The organism is Candidatus Methanarcanum hacksteinii (assembly GCF_964305265.1).
In the GTDB taxonomy this organism is placed as follows: Archaea; Thermoplasmatota; Thermoplasmata; order Methanomassiliicoccales; family Methanomethylophilaceae; genus Methanarcanum; species Methanarcanum hacksteinii.
Genome location: NZ_CAYATA010000002.1, coordinates 731,334 through 753,911, shown reverse-complemented (window position 1 = coordinate 753,911; position 22,578 = coordinate 731,334). Strand labels below are relative to the sequence as shown.

The following is a 22,578-nucleotide window of genomic DNA, read 5'->3' as shown; positions in this document are numbered from 1 at the left end:
AGCCTCCTTCAGAGGTTCGTAGACCCAATCATGGATCTGCTTCCCGTTCAGGTAATGCCATCTGTACGGATGCGGGTCCATGCAGTCCATCACATCCCCTCGGACCGGACCATCTTCTTCATCCCAATCCCCCTGTAGAACCAGATGCACGCATCCCAGTCCTTGAATTGAGTCTCGTATGAACGCGAATGGTCCACTTCAAGGCATCTCAGCCATGAGCCCTTCCCCGAAGGCATCCTGTTCAGATCCTCCACCATCGCTTCTGCATCCATCCTGCAGATCGATTTGCGGTTTCCATCGTAGTCTTCCAGCCATACTGGTCCTTCCGATACCGGAACGGCATCGAATGAGAACAGAGTCGTCTGCTTCGCCGAGGTCATGCGTATCACCTTTGGATGGGGCTTTTCAGCCCCAGGTGTTTCAGTACTCCTCCGGGAGCAGTATGGTGGTCGCGGACCTGTCGCATTCGGTTATGATGTAGATGCATCCATAGTCCGTCTCGTACATGCTGAAGAGGTTCTCGCAGGTGTATCCCTTCTCCCTCTCCTCATCCAGAGAATCCTGATTGAGCTGCTTGTCATCATCGCACATGTCTCCCCAGTCTCCGGAGCAATGCCTCTCCAGGCACTTCTGGATGGCATCGGCAGCCTCCCTGCTCGCGAACACGATCCTCATGATCCCCGGGGTGGTCATCACCAGTCCCGTTCTGAAGAGGTTCATGCGATCACCTCCTTCGAGGAATCCAGTGCGATCGTCCTTCCGGAATCATCTTCGATGATGGTGGATTCGGAACCGTCCTTCCAGCAGAACTTCGGATATCTCCGTTCCTCTCCGTCGATCTCCGCATGTGCCGAAGGACGTTCGGTCAGGATATCTGGACAGTGACGTCGACATCGAATCGGTGTCGGTACTGATGGGACATGCGAGCACCAAGACTACGGAGGGATTCTACAGCAGAAAGAGGCTCAACAAGGCCATAGACAACGCAAGGAACTCATGGTTGTCCAAGGGTGGACAGTAATCCTGTCCATTTTTCAACAGTCTGGATAAGGTGTAGTGGTGGACAGGGCGAGATTCGAACTCGCGACCTCTACAATGCCAATGTAACGATCTTCCAACTGATCTACCTGCCCAGTGGATGACACCTTGATATTGTGGCCATAATTAAACGTTTTGCTCACTGCACTGATTGCTGAGTTCGTGTTCGGTAAAGACGACCTGGAATGGTATCATCTGCTGCCTCACCGATAAGACTCTGATTGCATTTGCCACATCCTCCAACTTAGGATCTTTCCGCAAATTTCTATACATACATGGCTGAAATGACCGCTTACACCGATTCCAAGGGGCACATATCGTTAAAAGGTGAAGAGAAGAGGATTCTTGCCCACTATGATGTGAAGATGACACTTCCTAACTTCTATTCCGCAAAAATGTTACATGTGTAATTTTTTCGAAATAGAACTCACCGTAAGAAACGTCGTGATCGATTGTGCGTGAGCACAATACTTGTTTATCACTGATACGCATTGAAGGGAAACATGACTCAAGTATCGAAGAAATGTGAATGCTGCGGAACATACAATGATATGTTCGCAGATAACTGCATATATTGCGGAGCCCCGCTCCCGAAGATCGATTGCGATATCGATGATGACGATCAATCGTAACGATATTTCTCGCCATCTATCCTTGTCGGATAGATGCCATCGACACATGCGAGGCAGAGATCTTCTTTAGGTATCTCGAGAGCCTCGACCAGACCGTCGATACTGATGTACGCCAAACTATCCGCACCTATGGACTGTCTGATTTGATCAACAGTGTGCGTACATGCGATGAATTGATCTCTGGTCTTCATATCCACACCATAGTAGCATGGGGCTATGACCGGTGGGCAACCGATCCTTACGTGGACTTCCTTCGCACCTGCTGATCTTAACAACTTGATCAGTTTCATAAGCGTAGTTCCACGAACGATACTGTCATCGACTATGAGGATACGTTTGCCTTCGATCGTAGACCTTATAGGATTCATCTTCATAGCGACGGCATTCTCTCTAGCCGACTGATCGGGAAGGATGAATGTGCGACCGACGAAACGGTTCTTCATGAATCCCTCTTCGTACGGTACACCTGATTCCACAGAATACCCTATGGCGTGTGCACGTCCCGAATCAGGGATGGGCATAACGAGATCGACATCCGCAGGGGCCTCCCTTGCAAGTATGATGCCTATCTTCTTCCTAACATCATAGACGCATCTGCCATCCATCACAGAATCCGGTCTTGCGAAATATGTCCATTCGAACATACAATGTGCCTTATTGATCGGACCTTTGGGTTTATCGGAGAGTATTATGTCGTCCTTGATCTCGACGATCTCCCCAGGCTCGACATCCCTTACGAACTCTGCACCCAATGAGATGAGTGCTGCGCTCTCAGACACAATGATGTGTCCGCCCTCGGTCTTTCCGATGCACAAGGGCCTGATACCATGTGGATCGCGCACACCGAAAAGACGGCCGTTGATCATGATCGCCAAAGCGTATGCGCCGTCCAATTCTGACATCATCTCTCTGATAGCAGCGAACGGTTCGTCCGTCGAGTATAGATGTTTTGACAATATACGGGCGATTATCTCAGAATCGGAGTCGGTCAAGAACGACCAACCCTGTTTGAAATAATTCTCCCTCAGAGCGTGATAATTCGTTATGTCCCCATTGTGTGCAATGGCGACTGTACCTTTCACGGACTGTACGGTCAAAGGCTGGGCGTTAATCGCACCATGTGAACCTGTTGTAGAATATCTTACGTGGCCTACGCCACAGTTTCCAGAGATCGACCTGAGGCTATTCTCATTGAGGACAGCATCCACTAAGCCATTGTTCTTGATTGTCTGGACATATTTGCCATCGAAGACGGAGAGACCTGCGGACTCCTGTCCGCGGTGTTGGATGACCAATAATGCCCTCTGCAAAGAAGGTACCACGTTGTATGTCGCATTCATTCCGACTACACCGCAGCTGTGCTTCGGGCCGGCCATCTTGATTCCTCTTCCTTAGTGCGTCTTGGCCCAATTGTAGGACCTGAGCGTTGCTGTCTTACCATATCCGCAGGAGGCACATACGCCTGTCCTGACGTGGTAAGAGCGTTTTCCGCATCTGCGGCAAGGGATGTGTGTCTTGTACTTGTTGTGTTTACCCTGTGCCGGTGTTCCTCTTCCCATGTTTCATCTCTCCTTATGGTGATATGTAGATCACATTGTCTCCACGGACAATGACTGTGCTGAGCTTTCTGATGACCTCGCCCTCGAACATCTCATCCGCGTTCTTCAGAACGATATTCATGTGAGGGTCGTATCCGTCAAGTACTCCTCTGTACTCTCTTTTGCCCTTCAGCTCAACGATAACGTTCTTACCTGCTGACGCTTGGAGTACGGATAATGGTTTCATCATTTCAGCCACCGTCAAGCCCATTATCGGTTTACTATAAAAGACCTTGTATCCCTTATTATAGGGAACATGTCACACGAATGCTCCTATCGTGGGTGCATCCAATCTGTCCATATCGTAGAAGATGATCGCTTCCTTCATCCCTTCCGCACCCATGCCTGTACCGAAGAAATGGTCCAACAAAGATGCCCTCCAAAGGAGATCTATGATGGTAGCACAGAGTGCTCCATAATATGAGTTCGCCATATCGTCCTCGTATCCGAGCTCGTCCATCATGTAGAATACATTACCAAGGAAGCTATCCCTTCCGTTCAATATAGAAATGTAGTCGGCAAGTACTTTCTTGCCGTTCTCATCTGGCTCTTTGAGCTCTATATCCCTTGCATCCACGAATCCCTTATGATGTAGGTCACCGTCATCATCCATGACGGTCAACTCTATCGTGTTGCCATTGGCCATGAACATATTCCAATTGTATTTCGGATCGCAATAGACAGGAACGTTCAAAGGATCGTTCGATCCCATTGAACCCAATGATGCTTCCATAGCCGCTTCCGTAAGATTCTTGAGATCGAATTTGGAATCGGCTGTCACCCTCTCCAATGACATCTTGGGTTCCTCAAGTGAGAGATCCATTGCCTTTGCGATATATGCCAGATTTGTAAAATTCTTAAGATTCTCGGATACGGACATCCTCAGTTGGGATACGTCACACATGACTCCCGTCTCTTTGCATATGGAATAGAACTCCTTGTAGACGGAGGATGCTTCCTTCAAGGTCATCGTCAACCTTCTCTCTGAAGCCTGTGCAAGTGCCCTTGCCTCTTCTTCCGCATCATTGCCCTTTCCTGTCCATACACCACGGCATGAAAGGTCCAACTCGACCTTTATCCTGTCACTGATGTAGAAATGATATGGGAATTGTCTGCAATATGTTGTACGATTCTGATAGATGTCACACCTCCTTCCGTTGAGGAACACGCATGAGCCCCTACCCTTCTTCATCGCCAACGCGAAGTGCTGGTCCGCACATTTGCTCTTGACCATCATCTTGGGGTATTTCGTCCTGAAGAATGCTCTTTCCTCTGGAAGGACCTCTGGTTGACAAAGGCAACACATGCCACAACCCTCTGGACAGTCAGCCTTCTTCCCTGCAACATCCGAATAATCCACCTCAATAGCCACTTACATCCTCTCCGACGTTACTTCCGCAGAATTCCCCGTCATCGACCTGTACCTCTCCCCTGATGATAACTGTATCGGGGAATATCGCTTCCATACCTTCGTATGGAGAATAACTGGCGCGGCTGTGCAACCTGTCCGCATTGATCGTAGTCCCTTTCTTCATATCGAATGCGATGAGATCGGCATCATAACCGACAGCTATTCTACCTTTGTTGATCCCGAATATCCTTGCGGGCATCTCAGCCCCCATCCTCACTATGAGTTCCAACGGGATCTGATTGTGTTTGACTAGATTCATCCATATCGGTATATCTGTCTCGACAGTCGGTATACCGCTAGGTGCACTCTGATAATCCTGTTCCTTCTCTGTGAGCATATGTGGGGCATGATCGCTGCCGAACATCGTCACCTTTCCTTCAGCGAATGCTTTGTAGAGTGAGTCCCTGGTCTTACGATCCCTCAACGGAGGATTCACCTTCGTGTACGCGGCCGTACTATCATCTGCACAAAGGAAGAGATGGTTCATCGTCACCTCTGTGGTGAATCCCAGGGACGCTGCTAATTCCAATGACCTTGAATCGGTCACATGACAGATGTTCACCTTCATGCCCCTATAAGCGGACAATCTTCTGATCGCATTATGCTCCGCCTCTACAGGACGATCCCTCAGATGATCCCAATTGTTGGATTCGTTCCCCCTGATGATCATCGAATCATCCTCGGCATGCACGCTCACGACCTTTCCTGTACGTGCAACATCCTTCATCACGTGTCCGATCTCCTCATCATCATTCAATAGGATGTTTCCTGTGGTGGAACCCATGAAGAGTTTGAATCCACAGACCATAGGTGAAAGAAGATCGGTATTGCATCCGGGAGTCAATGCTGCGAATAGCCCATAATCGACATATGCTTTCGATCTTATCGTAGATTTCTTGTTCTTCAATGAACGTACATCTATCGCAGGAGGATCGTTGTTCGGCATGTCCAATACACAGGTCTTTCCACCGAACAATGCGGACATCGTACCTGATCTGAAATCCTCTTTGTTCGTGAATCCTGGATCCCTGAAGTGAACATGAGGATCTACAAATCCAGGAAGGATCAATCTATTCCCAAGATCTATTCTCTCATCCCCTCCGCGGACGATGTTGCCAATGGTTACAATCTTACCGTCCTCTATGCCTACAGAGGTATCCTTGATGCTTCCGTTGATGTAGAACCTTCCTTCGATGACGAGATCCATGTTTACCCCTCCGTCACATCCCCGTGAGGTGATGTCTCATGGAATATCTGTCCGCTGAACGAATATATCTCCGCTCCGCTGAGCTTCCACGCATCTATAGGGAGATTGGCCTTGAGACACAATTGTTCCAAGAATTCCACTGGATCCCAACCATATTCCACAGGGACCTGTGGGAGAAGAAGTCCTGTTCTCCTTCCGAATTGTATCATGAGTCCGTCGCGACCGATCACAATGTTGTTCGGAAGATCCTCCTTATCCGCTTCCAACAATGTAGGAGGAGTCAGTATGGTTACCTCTATAGTACAATTGTTAGCTTCTCTGTCAGTAAGCCTCGGGAACCTTGGATCGTGACAAGCGGATTGCGCCGAGAACACCAGTGCATCCTTCAGTGGATAGACCGGAGCAGGATACCCTATGCATCCTTTCAACGCTCCCTCGGGATATGTGTTGATGGTCACGAATACGCCGCGAGGTTCATCGAATGAAGTTGGGAACTCGATCTCAGGTGATGCGCCGATGACCTCTGATTCGATAGTCTTCCTTGCCGCTTTTACCGCAAAGACTCCATCATTGGCATCCATTTCAATCAATCTCGATCTTCTTGAGTTTTTCAGCCTTTTTTGGGCAATCCTCGTTGTTGGCGCAGTACTCTTTGTTGATATTACTCCTAAGGTCCGATGCCTTCTCACATGCCTTGGAAACGAATTCTGGTTTAGGGATCGCATCAAGTATCGTGCCGATGGCCAACATGAATTCCATGCCACTTCTGATGAGATGTCTCTGCACATCTTCATTCGTGAATGCATTGATGAATTCCTTGGTATTGTTGCGTATGGTCTCGATCTCGGGCTCCAGATCATCCTTGATGTTTGTGGCCGCCTCATTGACCTTGCTCACGCCTTCCTTCACATTCTTCCTGGTGACATCGACCAAATTGATGCCCTCGGCCTTCATGTACTGTATCAGTCTGTCCTTGTTCTCAGATATGAACTTCAAAAGTTCTTCATCGCTGATGTCCTTCATCTCTCTTCCCTCCTGAATCTTATCTTCAATTCTCCGTCCCTCAGTTCAGCGCCTATCAATTCTTCCTTCGCCACTGTGAGCGGGAGATTGATGACTCTCTTCTGACTTCCGACGTGAATAAGTATAGTGTCTTCCTTCGGTTTTAACAATTCTATGTCAGACTTCTCCACGAATGGCATCTTCAGTATTATCCTGTCCTCGCCATCGCCTGTCTCGAATCTCATGGGGCTCTCTTGTGCATAGATCGTCGTCGGATCCGTGTCCCCATAGATCATATCTGCAAGATGATCCAATTTCTCAGGACCTAACATCTCGGTCGGCATCTGGTATGAGAAGAAGATTTTCATGGGGTCGAATGCATGGTGTATCATGTCCACGTATTGTCTCTGTTCATCAAGTTTGTTCTTGAAATAATCGCCGTCCACATTGTCAGGATATAAACGGTTACAGATCAGACACTCCACGGTCTTGTTATAAAGACAAAGATAGGAGTATGCGCGCATTGTCTCGCTGATGACCATCTTCTCAGGATTGACCACCAAACGTACGGTCGTCTTCTCGGGATCTTCCAATATCGTCCTTACTCTGACCATCTTCTGTTTGACATCGGCGATGGAATTGAACACCGCCTCACTCGGCAACGGCATATCCACAACCTTTCCGATGAGTCTCTTAGCGAATGACAATATCCTCTTAGCGATATTGAACAGCTTGTCCAGATACCACTCCGACATATCAGGGAAACTCAGGAGTCTCAAGGTCTCACCCGTCGGTGCAGTATCCATGATCACCACATCGTATCTGTTATTCTCCTCGAAATCAAGGATGTAGAGCAATGCTACGATCATCTCCATCCCAGGGAATATAGCGAATTCATCCGCTGAGAGGTCATTCATGCCCTGTGATCTGAAGAATTCGGTGATGTACGCCTCTATATCAGGCCATTTGCTCCTCAATTCATATATGACATCTATCTCCAATGCATCCAGATTCGGACCGATATTGGTTATCTCGTTTCCAAGCTTGATATCCAATGAATCCGCCAATGAATGTGCGGAATCGGTACTCATCACCAATGTCTTGTATCCCATCCTGGCAGCACGTCTCGCTGTTGCAGCAGAAATCGATGTCTTTCCTACACCGCCTTTACCAGTGTTGATAATGAGCCTCATGGACGCTCAATCGCGTAGACATTATTTATCTTAAACGATGAAGAATAGGAGTGCCGAGGATGGGGTTCGAACCCATGACCTTCGGATTTCCCTGGAAGAGGTCTGTTGACCATCTTAGACCCTATGAGTCCGACGCTCCACCAGGCTGAGCCACCTCGGCATGTGTAATTGGTTTGAGGGGAAGATGTTTAAGGAGGATATATTGGTTTACTCTTCTGCAGGTGCTTCAGCTGCAGGCTCCTCAGCAGGTTCTTCTGCGGGCGCCTCTGCAGGTGCCTCGACGGCCTCTGCTGCAGGTGCTTCCTCAGCCTCAGGTTTTGCAAATATGTCCATGATGGACTCGGGTTCGCCCTCACCTGCTGAAAGCACTTCGCTCTTGCGGATCTCGATTCTCTTGATGGGGATGATGACATGGCATGCCTTTGCGACATTCCTGCCCATCTCTCCAGAGATAATGAGTTTGATTATGTTGGAAAGATCGTTCTCCTTTCCGATTGCAACGAGCGTGTCTGCGATGCAGCGCCTCATTCCCTCTTCCTGTGAAGACTGGATCCTCTTGTCCGCGATGGACATTGTCTTGATCCTGAGAACGTAACCGTCCTTTGTCTCGACATCCACAACGTGGTCTGTCTTCGTCTTCTTCCTTCTTGTGAGCCTCCTGACATAATCGCTGGTAAGCTCGTGTCCGATGAACGATGTCTTTGCATCGTGTCCATCCACTCCAGTGATCTGGAATCTCATCTTGATGTGCTGCTTCGAGAAGTCACCAGTGAGCTCCTGGACTGTAACATCCACTGTCCTTCCGTAGATCGTCTCAACATCGATTGCCGGTGTCTCCCCAATCTCTACCTCGTTGAACATACGAGGTGCGTGAATCTTATACCATTCCTTTGCTTTCCACTTGTCCTTGATCTTACGGGACGTAGACTTGACTTTCTTTGCTGCTGCCATCAGAATCCTCCTTGATTTGAAGCAAAGTGATGATATATGTCAAGTATATAAACTATGCTAGGTAGCCTTAAATATGAGCGGTTCTGGATAAATGTGGGAACATTGTTCATTAAGGATAATGATAGAGTCCTGGCCACCATTCATCATAGATGATGTGCGATCACAGGACATCGAAGATGATGATGTGATTGACCATCCCCCTAATATACATATTTATAATAACAAAGGAAGAGGATGACCGAATATCATCCATGGCGGTCAGAGAATGAATGAATACGTACTCACAATAGATGCCGGAACCACCAGCATCCGTTGCATCCTATTCGATAGGATGGACGACATCGTGTCGATGTCACAGAGGCCGATAACACAATACTATCCGGAACCAGGTTGGGTGGAACAGGATCCGATGGAGTTGATAGATCTCGTCAGAAGGACTATTTCGGAATGCATGTCCGTTGCCGATCCAAAGGATTGTGTGTCCATAGGCATTACGAATCAAAGGGAGACCACTGTCGTTTGGAATCGCAGGACGGGATTGCCCGTCTACAATGCGATAGTATGGCAGGACAAAAGGACGATGTCATCCTGTTGTGAGATACGTGAAACGTACGGAGAATTGATCAACGAGAAGACTGGGCTCATGATCGATCCATATTTCTCATCTACGAAGATCGCATGGATACTTGACAACGTGAAAGGTGCACGTCAAAAGGCGAGGTCTGGAGACCTCCTTTTCGGGAATATAGATACATGGATACTTTGGAATCTTACGGAAAGACGTGTTCATGCAACGGACCACACCAACGCATCCAGGACCATGCTGTTCAACATAGAGAGGATGGATTGGGATGATGAACTCCTCTCTCTATTCGATATACCGCCTTCAATGCTTCCCAAGGTGCATCCGAGCAGATATCCATTCGGTATCGTCGATGTCTGTGGCCACAAGATACCGATCAATGCCATAATGGGGGATCAACAGTCCGCATTATTCGGACAATCATGTTTCTCCGAGGGTGAGATGAAGATCACACTCGGAACAGGCGGATTCATGCTGATGAATACCGGAAGGACACTAAAGAGATCGGAACATGGTCTGTTGACGACTGTTGCATGGACAGTCGATGATGATACACAATACGCCATCGAAGGTTCATTCTACGCAGCCGGTTCGATAATGGAGTGGTTACGTGATAAATTCGGAATGGTCATCGATGTGAGGGATACGGAGAAGATAGCAGATTCCGTCGATGATACGGCAGGATGCTATTTCGTACCGGCATTCTCAGGGCTTGGCGCACCATATTGGGAACAGAGCTCCCGTGGGATGATCGTCGGTCTAACGTTAGGCGTAGGCAAGGAGCATATAATCAGGGCTACATTGGAATCGATAGCGTTCCAGATCAATGACATAATAGATGCCATGGTTGCGGATACGAATGTCAAACCCGACATGATAAGGTTGGATGGTGGCGTCAGCTGCAATAATTTCCTCTGCCAATTCATAGCCGATATCACCAACACAAAGGCCATCTGCGCAGATTGTCACGAAGCTACCGCGTTAGGGGTCGCACACCTTTCTGGCAAGGGGACGTTATGGGATACCTTCACAGAGAACGATTGCGGAAGGACCTTCACGCCGGCAATGTCCGATGAAGAAAGAAAGGAACGTATCTCAGAGTGGAGACGTGCCATTAAAACAGCAATCTATTGGTCAAAGATTTGATTTACAAGAGGAAAAGATGGGGGGATTACCCCCTTTGTTTTCAAAGCACAACAGGTGTCTGGTGTGCTGAAAGTCCGAGTTCCTTCTCGTCCATTCCCATTGCGATACCGAACAACTGTGAAAGGTGGAGGACAGGGATGTTGAATCCGAGGTCCTTCTGACCGATATCGAACTGGAGGTGACAGAACGGACAGACATCGATGATGTACTGTGCGCCAGACTCCTTGATGTTCTCAAGGTTCGTCTGAGTGAACTTCATAGCGTTGGCGGGGAATCCTGCACGGAGACCTCCTCCTGCACCACAGCACATGACCTTCTGTTTCCTAGGCATGGATTTTGCTCCGGTTGCCTCGATGAGATCGTCAAGGATGTGGGGGTTCTCAGGATCGTCCAACTGCTTGATCTTGCTGGGCTTGAGGAAGTGGCATCCATAGAATGCTGCGACCTGATACTCGAGGGGTTTCGTGATCTTGGCTTTGATTGCCTCGACACCGACCTCGTTGTAGAGGACCTCTGCGAAGTGCCTTACCTTTGTCGTTCCCTTGTACTCGAGTCCGATCTTTGCAAGGACCTTGTTGACATCTGCGAGGAGCTCTTTGTCCTCTGCAAGCTCGTGTGCTGCATCGAAGAGTGAACCGTAGCATCCGTTGCAGACTGTGAGGATATCGAGACCCTCTTTCTCTGCGAGTGCAAGATTCCTTGCCGCTGCTGCGATCCATGTCGTCTTGTCGAATGCCCTGATGACTCCAGGTGCGGGACAGCAACTTGCGTCCTTGAGATCTACGAGCTCAAGACCGAGTGCTTCTGCGACGACCCTTGTGGATTTCTCGATACCAGGGTACCTGAGGGGTGCTATGCAACCGAGGAAGAATGCGTATTTTGCCATTGTAATCACTCCACCAATTTCTTGAAGCCGGTAGCTTCGAGGATCACGCTGAGGTCTGCCATTGCCTTCTCGTTTGCGAGAACTGTCGGGGGAACCTCATCAAGTCCGAGTTCTTTCCTCTGTGCCTTGATCTTATCGTTGATCGCGACTGTGTGTCCGTATGCGACAAGGTTCTGTCCTGTCTTCTTGTGTGCAGGGAACATCTTGCCGTTAGCAACTGCGATGTTCCTGAGTGCGATGACGACATCGACGATCGGAACTCCGCGAGGGCATCTCTCTTCACAAGTGTAACAGGTGGTGCACTGCCAGAGGTCCTCGCTTGAGATGATGTCCTCTTTGAGTCCGAGCTGTGCCATCCTCATAAGTTTCCTTATCCTGTATGCCGTAATCTTTCCCGAGGGACATCCTGCAGTGCAGGTTCCGCACTGGAAGCACATCTTTGCGCCATCTCCGCCAGCAGCAGAGAGTTCGCTTATGAATTCAGGGTTAGGTGCTACCATGTTCTTACCTAAGAGTTGTTATTCTTACGTACTATTTAATCTAGTAATGTCGGCCGCGCGGAGCATTACCTAAAACGGTCATACTCAAATCATGTGTTTTGACTGAAGGTACCTGAGAACACGTGTGATCTCCTTCACTTCCCTTCTGTAGACGGCTGTGATCGAGTGCCTCAGAAGGCGCTTGTCGGTGGCGCTCTTTATCTTGAGACCTTTCCTCTGAAGCAAGTATTCATCGACGAAGAAACTCTTGTTGGAATCCATGAGATCAGAGAGGAGATACGTCTCCGCATCGATGCTGTATTTCACTCCCATGAGCTCCAACTGCTCATAGGCTATCCTCTGTGCACCATATCTGTATCTGATATAGGATGGACCGTTGTCCACATGGATCATATCCATGTAACCTACATCCAACCATTCGTAATCATCGACCTCGCTCAGAAGTTGAGGGTCATCAAGGATTATCATATCGGACATACCCTGTTTGAGAGAACGTATGTTTGTGTAATCATCAGATACGATGATCGAGGCCTTGACCTTCGTGTTGGATACTGCCTGCATCACCAATTCCTCAGTGACGGGGGAACATGATATGGTGAACTCCCTCGTATCGGTACACCTGCATTCCATCATATCCGCGATCTCAAGCAATCTTAGGCCCATCTCGGTGAGTTCGGTACCATTGGGAGTGGATGCCATGAGACGCGTCTCCGCCACATCCTCCATCTGAGCCATGTACCTCTGAACGACTGGCGGGGATATCCCCAATTCCTTTGCCGCAGCGGTCTTGCTACCCAGCCTGTTTATCGCAGAGAGGACCTCCAACTGCCTCGACGAGATGTTGCGACCGTTGACGGTCATGTATGTCTTAACCTCGATCTCCACGCTGAAATGAGCATCTAGAACATAGATTAAGTTTCCCACGACGGATACGCTTTATCCGTTGCCATTATTTTATCTACTATGACGGATATCGGAGCATAATCAGACCCCTATTAGTGATATATATGGACGCCACGAATATGATTACAGCGATTTTGATGCTAATTGCAGGTATCGGTGTGTTCCTGATCGCTTGCATAATGCTGAGCAATAATCTCGAGTCCATATGCAGTTCTAAACTCAAGTCACTATTCGCTAAAGCGTCGGATAAGAAACTTGTTGGAGTCGGTATCGGTACCGTCACAACGGCCGCCATCCAGAGTTCGGGAGCGACATCCGTCCTCGTCATAGGTTTCGTCAATGCCGGGATCATGTCACTCACACTCGCAACGGCCATAATCTACGGTGCGAACATAGGTACGACGGTCACTGCACAGATCGTGTCGCTAGGTATGTTCGGCGGCAACACCGTAAGTCTTACCATAATCTTCTCGGCCCTCGCTGGTATCGGTGCTTTCATCTACTCGTACGCGAAGAACGACAGGACGAGGAAGATCGGAGGTATCGTCGCCGGATTCGGTATGTTGTTCGTTGGATTGGATCTGATGAGCAATTCGATGTCCGAATTCGCTCAATCCGATGTCGTCATCAATTTCCTTTCCAACATAGATAATCTGATACTTCTGATCATAATCGGTTTCCTCCTTACAGCATTGGTACAGAGTTCATCCGTCGTTACATCCATCGCCATAGTTATGCTCGTTCAAGGCCTCATCAGCCTAGAACAGGGTATATACATCACCATGGGTTCGAACATCGGTTCATGCGTTGTTGCTGTCCTTGCTGCGTTGAGTAGCGGGTTGAATGCGAAGAGGGTCGCCGCGATACATCTGTCTTTCAACATATTCGGTGTGCTGATATTCGTAGTGGTCGGTTTCATCATCTCCATGCTGACAGGAGGGGACTGTACATTCGGCACGATCTTCGCGAGTATGTTCCCCGACGCACCTCAGACACAGTTAGCGATGTTCCACACCATATTCAACGTCATAACCGTGCTCATCATGTTGCCGTTGACCTCGCAACTCATTAAATTCGTCACCAAGATCCTTCCGGACAAGAAGGTCGAGGAGGTTGTGGATGAACGCGAACCGCACATGTATTTCATCAACGAGTACATGCTGAAGACACCGGCCATCGCCGTCATGGAAGTGAAGAACGAGATGGTCAACATGTCGAGACTCGCCATAGAAAACTTCAGCTATGCGTGTGACGTGATCTGTACGATGAATAACAATGACTACAAGGAGTTCAGAGCGAAGGAGAAGGAACTGAACTACCTCAAGAAGAACATTCCTCGTTACATCGTGAAGTTGTCCAACACCGAACTGAACAGGAAGGACAGCATCTACGTCTCCACAGTCTATCGTACCGTGACGGATCTTGAACGCATAGGCGATTACTCCAAGAACATAGTCGGATACGCGGAGAAGATGAAGGTATCCTCGGATGAATTCTCGAATTATGCCAAGGAAGAGGTCAGGGAGATACAGAGGCTCATCGAATCCCTCTATGAACATGTCCGCAAGGCATACGTCGACCAAGACTATGATGCATTGGAAAAAGCGTACGATATCGAGGATATGGTCGATGATGCTACGGAAAGGATGGCGAATAACCACATATCCAGGATCAACGAAGGAATATGTTCCGCAAGTGCTGGTGCCGAGTTCTTGTCATTGACATCCGATGCTGAAAGAGTAGCAGATCACTTCATCAACATGGGCAAGACCATCAAAGAACTGAGAAGATGACGTGTCGTATCTAAGGTAGCATCTTTAGGTATGATTTAATACCGTTTGCGTATACCCCCAATCATGAGTCTATTGGGAGAGAAGTTCAAGGAGGTCATGACATCCACTATCCCGATAGTCTTGTTGGTCGCATTCTTAGCTATATTCGTACTCAAACTTCCGATGGATCAGATCCTGATGTTCGGATTGTGCGTAGTGATGGTTATCGCTGGATTCACGATCTTCCTATCAGGTGTCGATTGGGGAATACATCCTATGGGTACATCCATAGGTCAAGAGATCCCCAGAAGGAAATCCAAGATGTTCATGATCGTGATAGTGTTCATGATATCATTCCTGGTCACTGTCGCAGAACCCGATGTCACCGTATTCGGATCGCAGGTACATTCACTGTTCTCGTCGATCGATCCGACGACACTCACATATGCGATCGCCATCGGTGTTGCCGCATTCCTGATCGTTGCTGCGTTCAGGATTATCTACAAACTGTCGTTGAAGATGCTCATCACGATCGGTTATGTCGCAGTCATCCTGTTGGTCGTGACAATGGATGCGACAGGAAGCACAGAATTCATAGGCATAGCATTGGATTCCGGCGGTGTCACTACAGGGCCTGTGACCGTACCTATCCTCCTTGCACTCGGTATAGGGATATGTTCCATGGGACACAGCAAGGATAGCATGGATGGATTCGGTATGATAGGTCTCGCATCCATCGGACCCGTACTCGCTGTCCTTGTCCTAGGTCTGATGAGCGGTGGCGGATCCGAAGAGGGCATAACGTCGACCGTCGCACACAACACCATAGACTTCGAACTGATGTTCACCGAACTGAAGAATTCCGCGATCAGCGTAGCATACGCATTGATACCGCTCATGACATTCTTCGTGATATTCCAAAGAGTGTTCCTGAAATACTCGTGGACGGCTGTATCGGTGGTATTGGAAGGCACTGCTATCGCTGGAGTCGGCATCATCATATTCCTCGCTGGCGTATACACAGGATTCATGCCGATCGCGACCAGCCTCGGTATGAAACTAGGCGACATGGCCTCGGATCAATGGTTCATGATCGTTGGATTGGGATTCCTCATGGGATTCCTCGTAGCATCTGCTGAACCTGCGGTATCCATCCTCGGAGATCAAGTAGAGGAATCATCCGGGGGAGTCCTTTCGAAGAAACTCATCATCGCGATAATATCGATAGGAGTGGCTGCATTCGTCGCCATAGGTATGGCCAAATTAGTGTTCAACATAAATCTCGCATACATCGTAGTCCCTGGACTCATATTGACGCTCATCGTCATGTGGATCGGTGATAAGGACATGGTAGGTATCGCATTCGATGCCGGAGGCGTAGCTACAGGTCCGATGTCCGTTGCTATATTGTCATCGTTCTACGTAGGATTGTCATCATCTATCTACACAGGAACTCAAGCAGTCATCTACGGATTCGGTCTGATATGTCTGATCGCACTCGCACCGTGTCTGTTCCTGAGCTTACTTGGACTCTACACCAAATACAAGAAATCTAAGGAGGACGACATCTACTATGGCTGACCAAAGATCAGATGATGTGTTGGTCATAGGATTGGGAAGTCCGATAATGTCGGATGATGCTATCGGACTCGTCGTTGCCGACAGGATAGAGAGCATGGGTTTGGATGGTGTGGAGACACGTCAGGAGGCAATAGGCGGATTGGACATAATCCCTGTACTCTGGGGATATAAGCATGCCATAATCGTCGATGCAATACAGACACATCAACAGGATGTCGGTACGATCATGGTATTCGATCCCGAGGATTTCGCACCTACGATTACCAATGCATCCGCACATGATTTCAACTTGGCGACAGCGATGAAGATCGGTCGCGACATGGAACCGGAACAAATGCCGGACAAGGTCACTTTCATCGCGATAGAAGTTGAAGATATACAGACGGTACGCGAAGGCATGACGGAGAAAGTGGAAGCGGCCGTCGACGGTGCCGTCGATGCCGTCCTCCACTACATCAAAGAGTTTCAGAAATCAAGCTGAGTGGGTTTAAAATCCTTCATGGAAGCGACATCGTCACTATACATGACAACGTTAAGGCCTTCTGGTCTGATGACCTTCTCCGCTACACGCATTACATCCTCCTCAGTCACCGCATCCAATCTAGACAGACGTTCTTCCAATGACCTAGGTTTGCCTACGAGCATAGTTCCTTTGGCAAGAGTGTAAAGCCTGCGGCTTGTGGATTCCATCCCTCTTATCAGTGCGCCTTTCACAAGATTCTTGACCCTTTGGAGCTCACCATCCGTCAATCCCCCGTCCTTGAGTTCCCTGTATGTGCGGGCTGTGGTCTCTATCGCATCGAGCACATTCTCCTCGGTAGCCGACATGTATGTACCCATGCTACCTGCGTCCGTGTATTGGTCCACATAGTTGTAGATCGAGTATACCAGAGCCTTCTCCTCTCTGACATTCTGGAACAGCCTCGATGATGATCCCGAACCGAGAACGGCATTGAGCATCGTGAGTGCAGGCAGATGGTCATCATTAGCGTCGAATGCCCTGAATCCCATGCCCACATAACAGTGATCCCCCTTCCTCTTGTAGTATCTGTATGCCGAGCCTGTCAATACAGGTGCCTTCCTCGGATTCGGCCTTCCCCCGGACATGGGATCGAAATTCTCCTCCGCCCATCTGAGTACGTCATCCTTATCCACAGAACCGCATGCGAAGACGGCGAGATTCGGTACTCTGTACCTCTCATTATAATATTCGCGGAGATCCACATTCGTAAGTGAATTCACAACATCCCTCGTACCTGCCTCTCCCTGTGACAACTCATGACCATCCCATATGACCTCATCGAAGAGATCATGGATGTATGATTCGGGATCGTTCTCGCACATGCTGATCTCCTGAAGGACGATCTTCTTCTCCAACTCCGTATCATCCTTGGCGATGAGTGGATTGGATACGATATCAGCCACGAGATCCTTTGCGACGTTCGCGGTACTGTCAATGGTCACACCGTAGAACGCGGTCATCTCCTTGGCTGTGAACGCATTCATCTCTCCCCCTGCGCCCTCCATCTCCTTCGACATCTGGAAGGATGTGCGTGTCTTGGTCGCCCTGAATACCACATGTTCCAACAGATGTGACAATCCGAATATCTCTGGATGCTCATCCCTGGATCCAGTATTCACAGCGACCATATACCCTGAACTTCTGCAACCAGGCACCGAATCCGTTATGACCGGTATCCCTGCGGAGGTGTATTCCATGGAGATCGATTCATTGACCATGCCACACCCATTGTAGAACTGCTTAATATCATTACCACAATAAGGGTGTGTATGGACGAACTCACCCTTCACGAATATTCCGATAGAAGACTCAACAATGCTGTGGCGATCGTGGGATTCCCGAGCCTTGGACTCATCAGTTCCATCGCGACGAGTTTCCTTGCCAAGGAATTGGAGTTGGATCTCATCGCATCCATCACATCCCCGTCATTCCCGCCGTATGCCGTGGTACAGAATGGGGTTCCCATGCCTCCTGTGAGATTCTATATGGGCACAAGGGAGAATGTGAAAGATGATGGCGGGATAGATTGTGAGGACATAGTCGTCATTACATCCGAGTTCGTTCCAAAGACAGAGATGTTCACCGCATTGGCGGATGTCATCGTCCAATGGTGTCACGACAACAATGTACACACAGTCATCACATTGGATGGGATACCGCAGTTCACACCAGAACAATACGACATCATCGGTGTGGGATCCACAGAGAGAGCAAGGGAGCTCATGAACACCTATGGCATAGAATCCTTCGATGAAGGGATGGTCAGAGGACTCTCTGGGATGATATTGGTCAAAGCTGTGGATGAGGATCTGGATGTCATAACATTGCTCGGTTCCGCCAAACAGGAGATGCCTGACCCGAGAGGTGCCGCCAAGATAATGGAGCCTTTGGCCAAGATGCTCCCTGAATTGAAGATCGATACCGAACCATTGTACAAAGAAGCAGAGGATATCGAGAAGAGATTCACGGCTCCAGTGTCCGACACCAACGATAACATCTACGGCTGACATTCTTCGTTAAATATTGGCTCACGCTATATATCCGACATGTATCTAGTGCCAAGTCAATTCTTCATCACATCAAGCTCCGCCGTAAGCGAGGTCTCAGGCCTGAATGCATTCGACCGTGCACTCGCGAATGCAGGCATTGGTGAGCAGAACCTCGTATCCGTCTCATCCGTCATACCGATAGGTGCGAAAAGAACGGAGAGGAAGGATCTGCCGATGGGTGCTGTAACACATTGCGTACTCGCTCAGATGAGAGGTACCGAAGGCGAGATGATCTCCGCAGGCATCGCCTACGCATACAGGAAGGATGGCAAAGGAGGCTACGTTGCCGAAGGACATCTGCATGGTTCCAAAGAATCACTGAGATCCGATCTCAGATGGAAGATGGAGGAGATGGCTAGGATCAGGGAGATCGAACTCGAGGAAGTCAATTATGTCATAGAGGAACTCCAAATCCCTACGGACCACTACGGTTGCTGTCTCGCATCATTGGTATTCACGGAATATGAGTGATATGTTCGGCATAGTCACTTGTTCTGAATGCGGAAGACACAGGATCATCGACCTGTATGATGATGTCACCAAATGCCCCTATTGCAACAACAAGGCTGTCACGAAGGACCTGAACATCCTCTTCCAGGACAGGGATCAATCGATCGTGAGGGATGCACTCACATCCATGTCGGGGATCAAGGTCGAGAAAAAGAAAGTGGATCGTAACATAGATCCCATGTCATCATTGGAGTACAGAGTGGAGAATGTTAACGACATCAAGGACAAGATGGTCGTCATAGCCAAAGGATTGACGGACATACAAGGTACATTCACCCAAGAGGATATGGAGAGATTCGTCCCTGGGAAGGGAGAGAAGTATCTTAAGACCATGCTGGATGAATGCATGGTCTATGAGGTCGGATACGGCAGATACAGATTCTACTGAACCCTCACTTCAATCCATAGATGTCGTTGCGTGTCTTACCATTCATCTTAAGGACATCGTCGACGACCTTCGGCAATCTTCTGTAGATCGCACGATAGAATATGAACACTGCAAGGGCCGATGCTGCGATCAGTGCCACATATTTGATCCATATGACATCCGTCTCCATGTAGAACGGTATGATTATCAGGTGGAAGGCTGCGCTGTACAATACTGCCTGCAACGTGAATTCCATGGGTTTGCGTCTTGCGACGCCTTCTCCCACCACAACTCCGTTGGCAGCGCCAAGGAGGAGATATTGCAATGCTAACATCACGACCATTATCGTCGATGTCACATCCAACTCACCTTTCAACCAATAGTAGATCATACCGAATGCCATGGCAGCACCCAAGCCGAGTCCGAGTCCGAAACCGTAGAATATCGTATCGGAGATCCCGCTGAACCTCTTGAGGTTCAATGTCACAAGCTTGGCGAATTCGATTATCGCACCGAAGAGGATGGCGACCACGAATCCAAGACCGACGACTGTGAAGAGTTGCCAAAGATAAGTATACAGGACGAACAACAGCGTTCCTTCGAACAACCCTACAGTGAATATCTTGAAAAGGGTCGGGTCACTGAAGAACGGCTCCTCTATCTTGGGGTATGTGTAGTTCCTTAGTACCGCATACATCAAGACCAATGCAGAGCCCAGACCGATGAGGGCTGCTAACGCCAGACCTGTATCCATACCACATCAATATTTGGATTAGATTATAATCATTACTGACAGTCCATCAGATGATCTTATCATAATAATGTGCGACCATGCACGATGATTCGCACATACCGCAGGAGTTACATCTGTCCTTGTCGATATGCAACCCATCCTTGATCGATATGGCATGACGGGCGCATTTCTTCTCACATATTCCGCATGATGTGCACATCTGCGATCTTAACAGAGCCTTCACGGAACGTTCGAACAATTCCTTGGATCCATCCAATGTCTTGGATATTATGGATACCTGTCCCCCTCCGAAGAGTTTAGCGGTACCGATCCTTGTCTTGACGAGTGCTATCTCGAATTCGGATGAATAACGCACATCACCGATCGTTCTCAATGCATCCTCTACAGCGGAGAAGTCCCTAGCTCTCGGAACAGTCACGATCGCCTCCACCGAATATCCTCCTGCGGCACATGATGATGCACCTTTCAGCATCTTCAATGATGGTCCTTTCGCCTTCGTTGGCGTTGTCCTCAGATCCATATCCTCCGCAAGACGGATCATCTTGGGCGGAAGGACCTTCCACCTCCAGAATCCCATATCGACGAATTCCTTGGGCAGTCCACGCTCCTCTGCGTAATTGTACAGATAATCGGCCCAATCCTTGTGCAGTTCCGGATGTATGCGTTCCGTGTTCTTCCATTCGCTTGCAAGACATGAAGGACAGAGATAACAACCGATACGTTCGAAATCCCTCTCATAGAGTGGATTGTACTCAAGACCTTTCATCCATATGTATCCCCATATCTCGGCAGCGGACCACGTCCTCACCGGATTGAGGTTCGTCTGGTTCGGTACGAACGGATTCTTGGTAACGAATCCTATCTTCGACCTAGCGAATGATTCCAACATCCTGTTGCCTTCGACGGTTATCGTCCCGTTCGGATACTCATTGGAGATCATATCGGTTATCGGACCGAGCTTACATACCTTGCAGCACCATCTGAAATCCTTCGCAGGCGGTCCGAACATATCCACATTCTCCTTGAATGCATCATCTGCCTTAGCTGTGTGTAACTTCAACCCATTCCTCTCGGCGAATCCATGGACGTATTCCACAGTCTCTGGAAATTCCAAACCTGTGTTGATGTATAGCAGATCGATATCCTTGGCGGCCTTCATCGCAACTCCCAATGCCGCCAACGAATCCTTCCCGCCAGAGAATGATGCTGTGATCGGTTGTTTCTTACCTTTGATGAAAGAACGTATGTCGCTGACAGCATTACCTTCTATGTTCTTCAGGTGCTCCTTGTTGCATCTGACAAATGTGTCCCTATCGGAATCAGGCGATATCGGGATGTTCTTCCTGTTGTCGAGATCCCTTATCTTGACGGCCTTCTCCATCTCGCGCAGTTCCGAACTGTTGCCCAATGCGATCCCTGCTCCGACCTTCTCCCCCTTCCTGAGGATGACGGATTCTCCGACAGAGAATTCCCCAATGATCTCCCTCACATTGGTTCCGGGAATACTCTTGCCCTTGAGATGGCCCGACATCGAACCGAACGTGACGATGTTCTTCTTCGCATAATCATCAAAAAGCTCTGCCCCTGCCTGTCTTATCTCCAGAACATAATCGTTCGATGACAGATCGAATCTGAGGATCGCAAGGACGTTACCATGTGCGATGATCTCGTCCGTCCTATCCTCCCCAGGGACCTTGTTGAGGAATATCATCTTGTTCCTGAGTGGTTCGCATGTGCCGAACGTCCTCTCGAACATCCCCAGGATCAGGTCGACGCCTTCACCCATACATGGTCTGATGTCACCAGGGCTGTTGATCTCGAATTCTCTAGGCATATCTCCGCATGCGCATCTCTTTCCGAGCACCAATGTACCGCATCCATCGCACCAAAGACACCTCTCCTTCCCGTGCGATACGTTGTTCGAGACCATGATTGTCGAGAGCGATAAACATTATAATAAGATATCACTCTTG

At 48.8% G+C, this 22,578-nt stretch carries 25 protein-coding genes and 2 tRNA genes; 8 read left to right on the top strand and 19 right to left on the bottom strand.

The window, feature by feature from the left end:
* Window positions 1–89 precede the first annotated feature (89 nt).
* The 3 genes from ACI2NF_RS04790 to ACI2NF_RS04780 all read right to left on the bottom strand — a co-directional run bounded on the left by ACI2NF_RS04790 (window position 90) and on the right by ACI2NF_RS04780 (window position 1,133).
* Window positions 90–380, bottom strand: coding sequence for a hypothetical protein (locus tag ACI2NF_RS04790; RefSeq protein WP_400195678.1), 291 nt, complete (start codon window positions 378–380; stop codon window positions 90–92).
* A 40-nt stretch (window positions 381–420) separates the two neighbouring features.
* Window positions 421–720 (bottom strand): hypothetical protein, encoded by a 300-nt coding sequence (locus tag ACI2NF_RS04785; RefSeq protein WP_400211151.1) that lies wholly within the window; start codon window positions 718–720, stop codon window positions 421–423.
* A gap of 337 nt (window positions 721–1,057) precedes the next feature.
* Window positions 1,058–1,133 (bottom strand) — tRNA-Ala (locus ACI2NF_RS04780).
* Between the two features lie 408 nt (window positions 1,134–1,541).
* On the opposite strand from ACI2NF_RS04780, the gene ACI2NF_RS04775 reads away from it, so the two are divergent.
* Window positions 1,542–1,670, top strand: a complete 129-nt coding sequence (locus ACI2NF_RS04775) for a hypothetical protein (RefSeq protein WP_400150683.1) — start codon at window positions 1,542–1,544, stop codon at window positions 1,668–1,670.
* Here ACI2NF_RS04775 and purF read toward each other — a convergent pair.
* From purF to ACI2NF_RS04725, 10 genes are all read right to left on the bottom strand, one after another.
* Window positions 1,661–3,046: an amidophosphoribosyltransferase gene (gene purF / locus ACI2NF_RS04770; RefSeq protein WP_400148031.1), complete on the bottom strand. Its 1,386-nt coding sequence runs from the start codon at window positions 3,044–3,046 to the stop codon at window positions 1,661–1,663. The two genes, ACI2NF_RS04775 and purF, sit on opposite strands and share 10 nt — an antisense overlap.
* A 15-nt stretch (window positions 3,047–3,061) precedes the next feature.
* Window positions 3,062–3,229 (bottom strand): 50S ribosomal protein L37e, encoded by a 168-nt coding sequence (locus tag ACI2NF_RS04765; protein ID WP_177972030.1) that lies wholly within the window; start codon window positions 3,227–3,229, stop codon window positions 3,062–3,064.
* 13 nt (window positions 3,230–3,242) lie between these two features.
* The gene (locus ACI2NF_RS04760) at window positions 3,243–3,458 is read right to left on the bottom strand and encodes an LSM domain-containing protein (protein WP_177972029.1); all 216 of its coding nucleotides are present in this window, start codon (window positions 3,456–3,458) and stop codon (window positions 3,243–3,245) included.
* 69 nt (window positions 3,459–3,527) lie between these two features.
* Window positions 3,528–4,640: a YkgJ family cysteine cluster protein gene (locus ACI2NF_RS04755; RefSeq protein ID WP_400150685.1), complete on the bottom strand. Its 1,113-nt coding sequence runs from the start codon at window positions 4,638–4,640 to the stop codon at window positions 3,528–3,530.
* Complete coding sequence (locus ACI2NF_RS04750) at window positions 4,630–5,886, bottom strand: dihydroorotase family protein (RefSeq protein WP_400150686.1); 1,257 nt, start codon at window positions 5,884–5,886, stop codon at window positions 4,630–4,632. Before ACI2NF_RS04750 ends, ACI2NF_RS04755 begins: the two co-directional genes overlap by 11 nt.
* 2 nt (window positions 5,887–5,888) lie before the next feature.
* On the bottom strand, window positions 5,889–6,467 hold the full coding sequence (locus ACI2NF_RS04745) for a TIGR00296 family protein (RefSeq protein WP_400148025.1): 579 nt from the start codon (window positions 6,465–6,467) through the stop codon (window positions 5,889–5,891).
* Between the two features lies 1 nt (window position 6,468).
* Complete coding sequence (locus tag ACI2NF_RS04740; protein WP_400150687.1) at window positions 6,469–6,909, bottom strand: hypothetical protein; 441 nt, start codon at window positions 6,907–6,909, stop codon at window positions 6,469–6,471.
* Complete coding sequence (locus tag ACI2NF_RS04735) at window positions 6,906–8,081, bottom strand: ArsA family ATPase (protein WP_400150149.1); 1,176 nt, start codon at window positions 8,079–8,081, stop codon at window positions 6,906–6,908. Before ACI2NF_RS04735 ends, ACI2NF_RS04740 begins: the two co-directional genes overlap by 4 nt.
* A 51-nt stretch (window positions 8,082–8,132) precedes the next feature.
* A tRNA-Met gene (locus ACI2NF_RS04730) sits at window positions 8,133–8,241 on the bottom strand.
* 47 nt (window positions 8,242–8,288) lie between these two features.
* Window positions 8,289–9,032, bottom strand: coding sequence for a 30S ribosomal protein S3ae (locus ACI2NF_RS04725; RefSeq protein ID WP_177972024.1), 744 nt, complete (start codon window positions 9,030–9,032; stop codon window positions 8,289–8,291).
* A gap of 265 nt (window positions 9,033–9,297) precedes the next feature.
* Here ACI2NF_RS04725 and glpK point away from each other — a divergent pair, with 265 nt between their 5' ends.
* Window positions 9,298–10,761 carry a glycerol kinase GlpK gene (gene glpK, locus ACI2NF_RS04720; RefSeq protein WP_400148019.1) on the top strand — a complete coding sequence of 488 codons (1,464 nt, stop codon included), beginning with the start codon at window positions 9,298–9,300 and terminating at the stop codon, window positions 10,759–10,761.
* A 40-nt stretch (window positions 10,762–10,801) separates the two neighbouring features.
* Here glpK and hdrB read toward each other — a convergent pair whose 3' ends face one another.
* The 3 genes from hdrB to ACI2NF_RS04705 all read right to left on the bottom strand — a co-directional run bounded on the left by hdrB (window position 10,802) and on the right by ACI2NF_RS04705 (window position 13,032).
* Entirely contained in the window at window positions 10,802–11,647 is an 846-nt protein-coding gene (gene hdrB, locus ACI2NF_RS04715) for a CoB--CoM heterodisulfide reductase subunit B (protein WP_400148017.1), read from the bottom strand.
* A gap of 5 nt (window positions 11,648–11,652) precedes the next feature.
* A complete protein-coding gene (gene hdrC / locus ACI2NF_RS04710) occupies window positions 11,653–12,147 on the bottom strand; it encodes a CoB--CoM heterodisulfide reductase subunit C (RefSeq protein WP_177971189.1) in 495 nt (164 codons plus the stop codon).
* Between the two features lie 84 nt (window positions 12,148–12,231).
* Entirely contained in the window at window positions 12,232–13,032 is an 801-nt protein-coding gene (locus ACI2NF_RS04705) for a LysR family transcriptional regulator (RefSeq protein ID WP_400148013.1), read from the bottom strand.
* 137 nt (window positions 13,033–13,169) lie between these two features.
* Between ACI2NF_RS04705 and ACI2NF_RS04700 the strand changes: the two genes are divergently transcribed.
* The 3 genes from ACI2NF_RS04700 (at window position 13,170) to ACI2NF_RS04690 (ending at window position 16,884) form a co-directional block, all read left to right on the top strand.
* Complete coding sequence (locus tag ACI2NF_RS04700) at window positions 13,170–14,843, top strand: Na/Pi cotransporter family protein (RefSeq protein ID WP_400211150.1); 1,674 nt, start codon at window positions 13,170–13,172, stop codon at window positions 14,841–14,843.
* Window positions 14,844–14,906: 63 nt separating this feature from the next.
* Window positions 14,907–16,403 carry a DUF1538 domain-containing protein gene (locus ACI2NF_RS04695; RefSeq protein WP_400148008.1) on the top strand — a complete coding sequence of 499 codons (1,497 nt, stop codon included), beginning with the start codon at window positions 14,907–14,909 and terminating at the stop codon, window positions 16,401–16,403.
* Window positions 16,396–16,884, top strand: coding sequence for a hydrogenase maturation protease (locus tag ACI2NF_RS04690; protein WP_400152047.1), 489 nt, complete (start codon window positions 16,396–16,398; stop codon window positions 16,882–16,884). The genes ACI2NF_RS04695 and ACI2NF_RS04690 overlap by 8 nt, the downstream gene beginning before the upstream one ends.
* Here the strand turns inward: ACI2NF_RS04690 and ACI2NF_RS04685 are convergent.
* Window positions 16,869–18,143: a M16 family metallopeptidase gene (locus tag ACI2NF_RS04685; protein WP_400211149.1), complete on the bottom strand. Its 1,275-nt coding sequence runs from the start codon at window positions 18,141–18,143 to the stop codon at window positions 16,869–16,871. The genes ACI2NF_RS04690 and ACI2NF_RS04685 overlap by 16 nt on opposite strands.
* Window positions 18,144–18,194: 51 nt before the next feature.
* Between ACI2NF_RS04685 and ACI2NF_RS04680 the strand changes: the two genes are divergently transcribed.
* From ACI2NF_RS04680 to ACI2NF_RS04670, 3 genes are read left to right on the top strand one after another with little or no spacing between them, the layout of a single operon-like run.
* Window positions 18,195–18,932, top strand: a complete 738-nt coding sequence (locus tag ACI2NF_RS04680; RefSeq protein WP_400148979.1) for a proteasome assembly chaperone family protein — start codon at window positions 18,195–18,197, stop codon at window positions 18,930–18,932.
* A gap of 39 nt (window positions 18,933–18,971) precedes the next feature.
* Window positions 18,972–19,445: a pyruvoyl-dependent arginine decarboxylase gene (locus ACI2NF_RS04675; RefSeq protein ID WP_177971177.1), complete on the top strand. Its 474-nt coding sequence runs from the start codon at window positions 18,972–18,974 to the stop codon at window positions 19,443–19,445.
* Window positions 19,438–19,872, top strand: a complete 435-nt coding sequence (locus ACI2NF_RS04670) for a hypothetical protein (protein WP_400148000.1) — start codon at window positions 19,438–19,440, stop codon at window positions 19,870–19,872. The genes ACI2NF_RS04675 and ACI2NF_RS04670 overlap by 8 nt, the downstream gene beginning before the upstream one ends.
* Window positions 19,873–19,876: 4 nt before the next feature.
* Here the strand turns inward: ACI2NF_RS04670 and ACI2NF_RS04665 are convergent, their stop codons facing one another.
* Window positions 19,877–20,605: a hypothetical protein gene (locus ACI2NF_RS04665; protein ID WP_400150915.1), complete on the bottom strand. Its 729-nt coding sequence runs from the start codon at window positions 20,603–20,605 to the stop codon at window positions 19,877–19,879.
* Window positions 20,606–20,651: 46 nt separating this feature from the next.
* Entirely contained in the window at window positions 20,652–22,535 is a 1,884-nt protein-coding gene (locus tag ACI2NF_RS04660) for a phosphoadenosine phosphosulfate reductase domain-containing protein (RefSeq protein ID WP_400211148.1), read from the bottom strand.
* Window positions 22,536–22,578: the final 43 nt, after the last annotated feature.